Source organism: Flavihumibacter sp. CACIAM 22H1 (genome assembly GCF_001601815.1).
In the GTDB taxonomy this organism is placed as follows: domain Bacteria; phylum Bacteroidota; class Bacteroidia; order Chitinophagales; family Chitinophagaceae; genus Flavihumibacter.
The window spans coordinates 62,239-69,997 of the sequence record NZ_LUKG01000011.1; the positions used below are offsets into that span (position 1 = coordinate 62,239).

Consider the following 7,759-nt stretch of genomic DNA (forward strand, 5'->3'; position numbering starts at 1 on the left):
CCATGGCTGCCAATTTTTTTGCTTTCTGAATAACTTCTGTACGATCTGCAGATTCATTTCCGATTTCTGGTGAAAAGCCATCCCAAAATGGAGGAATGTATTTGTACAAGCTGGTTTTAACCTCTGTTTTACCCCTAAAACTGTAGGTTTTTTCTTTTTTCTCCGCTTTTGTAGCCGATTCCGCTGCCAGCACGCCAGATTCTACGAGGCTGTTTTCTGCTTCATCATTTCCATGTGGAAAACGATCTTTTTTACTTGTTTTGGTAAGCTCCGCTTCTTCTTTATACGAGGTGTTTACTGCAGTTTCTTCTGTATTATAGTTGATGACGGTACGGCCGGCACGTTTGGGACTGGCATTTACCATTACCTCTTCCGGGATTTCTACTTCTGCTTGCGGAAGTTTTGTTTTCACCCGGCGACTTGCCGTTTTGCTGCTGGCAACATACGGATGAAGTTTATCGGATACCGCTTCTGTTTTCAATAGATCCGCCAGCAGTTCATTAGATTTCTCCATTACCGGCTCCATATCTTTGATATCAGCCTGTTTTTTAAGCGCTGTTTTAGCCAGAATTTGTTTTGCTTTTTTAGGGCTTTTGCGCAGTTCTGCAACAGCCTGCTTATTAACAATAGCCACTTTTGCCGGTGTTTTAACCTCCAGCCCGGGTATGGCAGCCTGCTCGTAATTGAGCACCGATTTACCCGCTGATAAATCTTCGGTGGATTGTGCTACGGATTTAGAAGTGAATTGAACGAACGGCTGGTAAATTGCTATAAGCAATAACAGACAGCCGCTAATTCCAGCTACGTATAGCTTTGTCTTCATAAGGGGTACTTTTTCGTTTTTTACAGAATGCGGATTAGTTCTAAAACGAAAAATATTAGCTTTTATGCTTGCCTGCAAGGTAAAAGCAGCTGAATTTGCCCTATAGTAAAGTTACGAATGATGCTATACAATTGATTATCAACAACTTGAATTTTGTTGCTTCGATGAATGGCAAAATATTTTCGACGAATCACCCGTATTTTTTTCTACATGAATCCCCCTAAAATACCTACTTACCTTGAGTAGTTTTGGTTGGTTGATTTGCTGGCTGTTTTTTGTAAAACTTACAAACCTCTTTTAGTCCGCAGGAAATACACTGTGGGGATCTTGCGGTGCAAACATACCTTCCGTGAAGGATAAGCCAGTGGTGGGCAATATGCACCAGGTCTTTGGGGAGATGACGAATCAGTTGCTTCTCTGCGGCCAGGGGAGTTTTAGCATGTTGGGTAAGGCCAAGTCTTGCAGAAACCCGGAATACATGCGTATCAACAGCCATATTTGGCTGTGCGTCGACCACCGAGGTAATTACATTGGCGGTTTTCCGGCCAACACCGGGTAATTTCACCAGTTCTTCCACGGTCATCGGTACCTCGCCGCCAAACTCTTCTACCAGCATTTTTCCCAGCCCTACCAGGTGTTTGGCTTTGTTATTCGGGTAAGAAATGCTTTTAATGAGGGTAAAAACCTCTTCTACCGACGCTTTTGAAAGGGCAGCAGCATCTGGAAACCGCTCAAATAACGCAGGGGTAGTAAGATTTACTCTTTTATCGGTGCATTGGGCAGATAATACAACGGCCACCAATAGCTGAAAGGGATTATCGTATAATAATTCCGTTTCGGCATTGGGGGCCTGTTGTTGAAAATAAGCTAATACGTAAGAATACCGTTCTTTAATCGTCATGCGCCAGTTTCCACCGCTTCTCTCGCATAATTCAGCACAGACAATACAACCTCGGTACGGGGTTCAATTGTTGGCTGGTCGAGTAGTTGGATGGATTCCTGCAAACTTACTAAACTCTGACGGAGTTCGTAATCTTGTTGCAAAGCCGCTTCGATTAAGTTGTTTTGTTCGGTGGAAGTTTCTTTGTACAAATAAAGTAGTAAATCTTCCTGTGTAAAGATTGACATAAGCAAACCATTTTTGTCCAGTAATTAAATTACCCGGGGTCCAGTCCGGGATTTCGTCCATCTATAGAACGATTAGTATTAATAGATTATTGCAATAACCTAAAAATAATTGTACGTTTCTTTAGAAAAATTTCTACGGTAAGCCTGTTCAAAAGGGGGTAAGCTCCTGCAAGTGTTGTATAAACCCGGAAAAAAGCTTATAATGCTTTAATTTTCAATCACATACACATCTTCATCAGCTTTCTTCATTCGATATTTTTCCCGGGCATATCGTTCCAGCGTAACCGGGTCATTTTGTAATTGCAGTAATTCTGCACGGGTTTCCGAAATCTGCTGCTGGTAGTAATCTTTGCTCTGCTCCAGGTTATGGAGTTCTTTTTTATAGCGAAAATGGGTGGTGATGATATCGCGGTCATCAAAAAACACCATCCATACGGCAAATAACAGTACGGCCAGTACGTATTTATTCTTCAGGTAAGAAGGAATATGAGATAATAGCGCCTGCATTGGTTAAATAGGGTAGGAAGGACAGTTAAGCACTACCCTTCCTACTTCCTGAAATTATTTACCGAATTTAAGATTTTTCGGATATACTGCCGACTCATTCAGCATTTCTTCAATGCGGATAAGCTGGTTGTATTTTGCCATCCGGTCAGAGCGGCTGGCAGAACCGGTTTTTATTTGTCCGCAGTTAAGCGCTACCGCCAGGTCAGCGATGGTATTATCTTCCGTTTCACCACTACGATGGCTCATGATAGTATTGTAGCCATTATGCTGTGCAAGGGTTACTGCGTTGATGGTTTCCGTAATCGTTCCGATCTGGTTTACTTTCACCAGCAATGCATTGGCAATGCTTTTATCGATACCCTGTTGTAAACGGGTAACATTGGTCACAAACAGGTCATCTCCCACCAGCTGACATTTGGAACCAACAGCTTCTGTTAATGCTTTCCAGCCATTCCAGTCGTCTTCGGCCATACCGTCTTCGATAGAGGCAATGGGGTATTGCTTTACCCAGCTTTCCCAGTATTTTACCAATTGGTCAGGGCTCAGTTTTTTGCCATCGCTTTTGTGAAAAATGTATTTTTTTGTTTTGGCATCCCATAATTCGGAATTTGCCGCATCCATAGCAATCATGATTTGAGATCCGGTTTTATAGCCGGCAGCCGAAATAGACTCCAGTACGGTTTCAATAGCTTCTTCATTGCTTTGAATATTGGGAGCAAATCCGCCTTCGTCACCTACGTTCGTGCTGTATCCTTTTTTCTTGAGTACAGATTTCAGGGTATGAAAGATTTCAACTCCCCAGCGCAGTCCTTCCGAAAAGCTGGTAGCACCCACTGGCATAATCATGAATTCCTGAAAATCAATTTTATTATCGGCATGCGCACCACCATTCAGAATATTCATCATAGGAACGGGCAATGTTTTTGCATTGGTTCCTCCGATGTAGCGGTAGAGAGGGAGACCGGCCTCAATAGCAGCTGCTTTGGAAGCCGCCATAGATACTGCCAGCAGTGCATTCGCACCCAGTTTTCCTTTATTGGGGGTACCATCCAGCTGAATCATCAGGTTATCAATTCCTGCCTGGTCAGAAACATCCCATCCCAACAGCTTTTCAGCAATAATGGTGTTTACATTTTTAACGGCTTTCAGCACACCTTTACCCACATATTTTTTCTTGTCATTATCACGCAGTTCAACCGCTTCGTGAATGCCGGTACTGGCTCCACTCGGAACGGCAGCACGGCCAAGCGCGCCTTCGTCTGTAATAAGATCTACTTCAATTGTGGGGTTTCCACGGCTGTCCAGTATCTGCCGGGCGTGTACTTCGGAAATGTAACTCATTGTTTTTGCTTGTTTGATTTTGAGATGAATGTGTGCACAGCAAGCGGCCACAAATGTAAGGAAAAGTAAAAAGTAAAAATGTCCCTTTCCCGGTCACTTTGCCCCCACCCCCATCGACCTGTAAATAATATCCTGCACTTTAGGCCGTACGCTCATTTTCAAAAACCGGTTGGGGTCTCCATTGTTCACCACCCTGTTACTTAAGAAAATATAGGTTAGGTTGTACTTAGGATCTATCCATACGCAGGTTCCGGTAAAACCGGTATGGCCATAGGTTTGAGCAGATACATAGGCCGCCGGATATGGCTCCTTGCGAATGGCATTATCCCTTTCCGGTTTATCAAATCCTAATGCACGCCGGCTGATGCCACTTGCGTATACCGTAAACAAGTCTACCGTGGAGGGCTTGAAGTAGCTTTTGCCATCTATTGTTCCTTTATTTAACAATAACTGCGATAATACCGCCAGTTCATATCCTGTACTAAACAGACCTGCGTGGCCGGCCACACCGCCAAACATAGCTGCCCCCGGGTCATGTACATCTCCCTGGAGCCGTTGTTTACGGAAAATAGTTTCCTGCTCAGTAGGTGCCATATAATTAGCCGGAAAATGATTGCGGGGCAGAAACCCGGTATACTTAAGGCCCAGGGGCTCATAAAAGGTTTTCCGGGTATATTCATCCAGGCTCATTCCGGAAATGGATTCTACGATTTTGCCCAGGAAAATGAAATCATTATCACTGTAAATATATTTTCCGGCCGGTCCTAATTCACTTTGAAGAATTCTTTTATAAAGGGTATCCGTAAAGTCTTTTCGCATAAACAGATGCTCTGCTACCCGCACGGAAAAAAGGCTATCGGGTTTATTGGCATAAAAACTACCGCTAGGGCTGCCATCCACCGCATCAATTGTTTCCCGGTAAAAGGGTATAAATGCTTTGAGTCCTGCTTCGTGTAATAAAATGTCCTTGATGCGAAGGGCTGCTTTGTCTGATCCTCTGGTCCAGCTGATATAATCGCCCAGGGTTTTGTTGATATCCAGTTTCCCTTCATCTACCAGCTTCATAACCGACAGGGTGGTTGCCATTACTTTGGTAACAGATGCCAGGTCAAAAATGGTTTCGCAATACATAGGGGTAGAATCCGAATACGTATAGGTACCGAAAGAACGTTCGTAGGCAATTTTACCATCCCGGGCTACCAGCACCACACAACCCGGAATTGCTTGCTGTTGGATGGCATCCAGGCAAACAGAGTCGATTTTTGCCAATTGCTGGTAATCAAACCCCAGGTTACCGGCCCAGGTTTCGGGTAATATTCGCTCCTTTACCAGGCCGGTGCCGGCCGGAAATTCAGGGCATACGGTTACGGGCAGTTTGCCTTTGGCACTAATTCTCCCGTTGATCAGGTCTGCAGCGGTTTCCTGGGTTATAGGATCATCATCATATGCCGCCAGCAGCACCTGGCTGTTGCAGGAATTACTGATGGCATAGGGGTTTCCGAAAAAGACGGTAATGGTCGGAAGATTATCTTTCAGGTGCCCCAACAGGTGAAGGCCGGCTGCATTTATGCCGAAATTTCTGGCTGGTGTGCGGTTGTAGGAATGTACGCCGGCAATGACCACATCATACTGGCCGATCATATATTGGATCAGTGCATTGGCCGCATTTTCATCGAGCCGGTTGCTGAAAAAATAGGTATGAGCCCCATAATCTTTCCGCATACGGTCTGCCAATGGATTGTTTTCATTGGTTCCTATAGCAACATAGGCTACCCGGCGATTAGTGCCCGGTTGCAAAGGGAAAATAGCAACATTTTCATTCCTTACCAGGGTTATTGCCTCCTCCGCCACTCTTCGGCGCAGCCCTGGGATTTCTTTATTCAGATCCGCCGTTAAATTGTGAAGGTCAATGGGCAACAGGTTAGCAAGTCCATATTCATACTTCGCCAGCAGTACTTTTTTCACTTTTTCATTAATGGTAATCCAGGACAATTGCTTTTTGCGGATCGCCCGCTTAACGGCTGCAATTCCACCCGGGATATCACCCGGCAGGCAAAGCATATCATTTCCTGCGATCAAAGATTGTGCGGAAGCTTCCCCATCAGGATAATAATTCGTGATGCCTTTCATTTCCAGCGCATCGGTAAAAGTGAGGCCTTTAAAGCCAAGTTCTTCTCTCAATAGCTGGTTCACCTGTTTGGCTGATACAGAACTGGGCCTGTTTTTCTCCGGGTCGATGGCGGGAACGGAAAGATGCCCCACCATTACGCTGGCAACACCTGCTTTGATCAGTTCCCGGAAGGGATAAAGCTCCATTGAATCAAGCTCCTGCCTCGATTTGGCGATAAGCGGCAAATCGTAATGCGAGTCTACGGCAACATCGCCATGGCCGGGAAAATGTTTGGCACAGGCCATGATTCCATGGTCCTGCAAACCTTTCATATACTGTATACCGAGTTCGGTAACCTTGATTTTGTTTTCGCCGGCCGACCGTTCGCCGATAACCGGGTTGGCAGGATTGTTATTGATATCTACTACCGGGGCATAATTTACCTGGATGCCCATCCTTTTACATTGTTCTGCCACGGCTTTTCCGTAATCATACATGAGAGACGGGTCATTTGTGGCACCCATCATTACCTGCCGGGGTAAACTCTGCACACTGTCGAACCGCATTCCCAATCCCCATTCCGCATCAACTGTTACCAGTAAGGGGGTGGCTGCCATACGTTGGAAGTTATTGATCCGGAGCGCATGCTGAACCGGTCCGCCCTGAAAAACACAGATACCTCCAATATTATAGGTACGGATGGCTTCTTCTACTTCTTTGTCATAAAAAACCGGTAAGCCGTTTTTGATGCCCGAACTCCGGACAATCATTAATTGGGCTATTTTCTGATCGTTTGTCAGGGTTTTGAACACACTGTCCACCCATTGAGCTGCTCCTAAGTTCGATTTTTTTTGTGCGGCAAGACTGGTGGCTGCCAGCATTGCTCCTGCCAATAACCAAGTTTGTTTCATTTCCCTAAGTTATTGAAAAAAGCCGCACATTTCAGCAAATTCCCGCATCGTAATACGCAAACCTGTTAGTTTGTTTTCTTTTGATGCCCGGCAAACAGCACGGCTGCTTCTAATAATTTTCGGGCAATTTTCTCCTGGTTCAGGTCTTCCCGGATATAGGAGAAGTCGGCCGGGTTGGTAATAAATCCGCATTCAACCATCAGGGCCGGGCTAATAGACTGTTCCAGCACCCATATCCCCTTTTTTTCGCGCTGTTTAATACCCGTTACCGGAAGAAGCTCATTCAGTTGATGCCGGAAGATCTGGGCGGCCTCACGTGAAAGCACTTTATTGGGATTGGTACCGTTTTGATCCGGGACATAGATTTCAATGCCATTCAATGCAGTATTTAGGCTGCCGTTGATATGAATCGATAAAAACAGGGCAGGTTGGAGGCTGTTAGCTAAGTTTACCCTCCATCGGTTTGCCTCCGTTGGATCCGTGTGGTTGCCGGGCAGTTGCTCATCCTTCCTGGTTAATACTACCTCTACATTATAAGCGGGGGCCAGTGCTTCTACTTTCCGCGCTATTTGCAGGCAGAGCAGTTGTTCCGTGAATCCGTCTGTAGCCGTAACGCCGGGATCTTTTCCACCATGGCCTGCATCCACAACAATCGTTATTGGTTTTTCCGCCACTACCCTTGCGGCTGATTTTCTACTAACAAATGCCAGTAATAGCAGGGTGGTGCAGATTATGAGCGGAAGCGCCAGCAGGCGGCTCCAATAGCCTGCTTTTCTGAGTTGGATACTGGTAAGCATAGTAATTCTTCGTTTTATTTGGTGTTGAAAAAAATGATTGGATAGGTAAAACTGCCGCGCCTGGATACTTCGTTCCAGTAAAATTTCTGCATATTCCAGCTCTTCCCCTTCCCCTGCCGCATACTGATCTGCCAGGTATTCA

The 7,759-nt window shown here is 45.4% G+C and carries 7 protein-coding genes; all 7 read right to left on the reverse strand.

Going from position 1 to position 7,759, the window contains the following annotated elements:
* The coding region (locus A1D16_RS05440; RefSeq protein WP_290708266.1) for a hypothetical protein at positions 1 to 823 on the reverse strand (823 nt) is incomplete at its 3' end.
* Positions 824 to 1,052: 229 nt separating this feature from the next.
* Positions 1,053 to 1,724: an endonuclease III gene (gene nth / locus A1D16_RS05445; protein WP_290708267.1), complete on the reverse strand. Its 672-nt coding sequence runs from the start codon at positions 1,722 to 1,724 to the stop codon at positions 1,053 to 1,055.
* Complete coding sequence (locus tag A1D16_RS05450) at positions 1,721 to 1,951, reverse strand: hypothetical protein (protein ID WP_290708268.1); 231 nt, start codon at positions 1,949 to 1,951, stop codon at positions 1,721 to 1,723. The genes nth and A1D16_RS05450 overlap by 4 nt, the downstream gene beginning before the upstream one ends.
* A gap of 207 nt (positions 1,952 to 2,158) precedes the next feature.
* Positions 2,159 to 2,458 carry a septum formation initiator family protein gene (locus A1D16_RS05455; protein ID WP_290708270.1) on the reverse strand — a complete coding sequence of 100 codons (300 nt, stop codon included), beginning with the start codon at positions 2,456 to 2,458 and terminating at the stop codon, positions 2,159 to 2,161.
* A gap of 54 nt (positions 2,459 to 2,512) precedes the next feature.
* Positions 2,513 to 3,799, reverse strand: coding sequence for a phosphopyruvate hydratase (gene eno / locus A1D16_RS05460; protein ID WP_290708271.1), 1,287 nt, complete (start codon positions 3,797 to 3,799; stop codon positions 2,513 to 2,515).
* Positions 3,800 to 3,892: 93 nt separating this feature from the next.
* Complete coding sequence (locus A1D16_RS05465) at positions 3,893 to 6,820, reverse strand: glycoside hydrolase family 3 N-terminal domain-containing protein (RefSeq protein ID WP_290708272.1); 2,928 nt, start codon at positions 6,818 to 6,820, stop codon at positions 3,893 to 3,895.
* Between the two features lie 65 nt (positions 6,821 to 6,885).
* Positions 6,886 to 7,759: N-acetylmuramoyl-L-alanine amidase (locus A1D16_RS05470; RefSeq protein WP_290708273.1), on the reverse strand; the 874-nt coding region annotated here is incomplete at its 5' end.

Bases quoted from the DNA above. Each gene is read 5' to 3' on its own strand.
- A1D16_RS05450 (WP_290708268.1), bottom strand. From the start codon at position 1,951: ATGTCAATCTTTACACAGGAAGATTTACTACTTTATTTGTACAAAGAA.
- A1D16_RS05465 (WP_290708272.1), bottom strand. From the start codon at position 6,820: ATGAAACAAACTTGGTTATTGGCAGGAGCAATGCTGGCAGCCACCAGT.
- eno (WP_290708271.1), bottom strand. From the start codon at position 3,799: ATGAGTTACATTTCCGAAGTACACGCCCGGCAGATACTGGACAGCCGT.
- A1D16_RS05455 (WP_290708270.1), bottom strand. From the start codon at position 2,458: ATGCAGGCGCTATTATCTCATATTCCTTCTTACCTGAAGAATAAATAC.
- nth (WP_290708267.1), bottom strand. From the start codon at position 1,724: ATGACGATTAAAGAACGGTATTCTTACGTATTAGCTTATTTTCAACAA.